Below are 1,777 nucleotides of genomic sequence, written 5' to 3'. Positions count from 1 at the left end.
GTGGTATGTGCGCCATGACGGCGCGAAGAAGGAGGTTGAGTATGTAGACCATCTTCCGAGCAGCCTTGCTGCGCAAGAGATGAGGGCAGGCCCCTCGGACTCGGATTGCAGGATCAGAGTCCAAACCGCCACAAGCTGCTTTAGCTCAATGGCTGAGGTGGTGAGCGTTGCTGGAAAAGGCGGGCAATCAGCCTGTCAGGTGAGCCACGGGAAGACGAACGCAAGTAAACCGCCGATGATGCATCGAAAGTACAGTTCAGATGTTGTCGAAACCAGGGGCGATACCACCTCCTGGGATCAAGCGCGACGAGAGCCTGTGTATTGGCCGGGCGGCAACCGGTGTAGAGGCGGCGCGATCCCGATGGCAGGCTCTTGCGCGGAACATGGGAACCTGCGTCGCGATGCCAAGGGAGACCCCAAAGGCGGCGGACCCGCCGAGGGCAGAGTACCAATGCGCGACGCAGGGGCGGACGGGTTCGTAATAGTGATGAGGCCCGGTAATACGGGCGGAGCGAAGGGACCCGATCTTCCAGCCAAAGTCACAAGCCAACCGGAAACGGGAGGAGCCGATGACTGAGGCAAAGTCGTATCAGATCCCCAAACATCTCGTTTGGGAAGCTTGGAAACAGGTGAAAGCGAACCGCGGGTCAGCGGGTGTGGACGGGGTCTCCATCGAGGAATTCGAAAAGGACTTGAAGAGAAACCTCTACAAGATCTGGAATGAATGTCGTCGGGGACATACTTTCCGCCTCCCGTCCGTCTCGTGGAAATTCCCAAGGCTAATGGAGGGAAGCGTCCGTTAGGAATACCCTCTATAGCTGACCGCGTGGCTCAGACGGTTGCAAAGATGGTTATGGAGCCGACGATGGAACGAATATTCCATCCGGACTCCTACGGCTATGGGCCCGGCCGTTCGGCGCTTGACGCAGTGGGGACAGCGCGAAAGCGTTGCTGGAAATTCGACTGGGTTATCGACCTTGATATCAAGTCGTTCTTCGACTCGATTCCTTGGCACCTGATCGAAAAGGCCGTCGCCCACCACACGGAACTGAGTTGGATTCGTCTCTACGGTAAAGCGGTGGCTGCAAGCTCCCGTGGAGAAAGAAGACGGAATCCCTGTGGAGAGAACACGCGGAACCCCTCAGGGTTCGGTGGTTTCACCGCTGCTCGCAAATTTGGTTCTGCACTACGCATTCGATCACTGGATGCAGCGGACCTTCCCTTGTTTGTGTTTCGAAAGATACGCTGACGAGGCGATAGTCCATTGCAGAACTGAAAGCGAGGCTCGAACCGTGATGGAGGCGATCCGGAAACGTCTTGCGGAATGCGGTCTGGAGCTCCATCCGGAGAAAACCCGGATCGTCTACTGCAAAGATAATAAACGGAGAGAGGAATGCGAACACATCTCGTTCGACTTCCTTGGCTACACCTTCCAGCCGCGCAGCGCTCGCGATCGAAAGGGCGAGAAGTTCCTCAACTTCCTCCCGGCAATCAGCAACAAGGCTGCCAAAGGAATCCGACAAACCATTCGCTCATGGCGACTGGGTTCGACGCGAAACCACTGGAGTCTTGAAGAACTCGCCAAGCTGATTGATCCTGTCGTGCAAGGATGGCTGAACTATTACGGACGGTTTTACCGGACGGAATGTGTCAACGTCCTTCGTCACGTAAACGACGCGCTCGCCCGCTGGACGAGGCGGAAATACAAGCGGTTGAAAGGCCGGAAAGTCGCCTCAGTATATTGGTTGGGACGGCTCGCACAGCGCGATCCGAACCT

At 56.7% G+C, this 1,777-nt stretch carries 1 protein-coding gene and 1 pseudogene; both read left to right on the top strand.

All coding sequences use genetic code 11. The features are described from left to right. Positions 1–724: 724 nt before the first annotated feature. A pseudogene (locus I6F37_RS46135) lies at positions 725–1,373 on the top strand (reverse transcriptase domain-containing protein); the annotation flags it as partial. Then, the coding region (locus tag I6F37_RS46130) for a group II intron maturase-specific domain-containing protein (protein ID WP_346656955.1) at positions 1,359–1,777 on the top strand (419 nt) is incomplete at its 3' end. The pseudogene I6F37_RS46135 and the gene I6F37_RS46130, both read left to right, overlap by 15 nt.

Source organism: Bradyrhizobium sp. NBAIM08 (assembly GCF_020193935.1).
Classification (GTDB): Bacteria; Pseudomonadota; Alphaproteobacteria; order Rhizobiales; family Xanthobacteraceae; genus Bradyrhizobium; species Bradyrhizobium yuanmingense.
The sequence above is the reverse complement of the archived record's forward strand: the minus strand, read 5'-3'. Positions and strand labels throughout refer to the sequence as shown.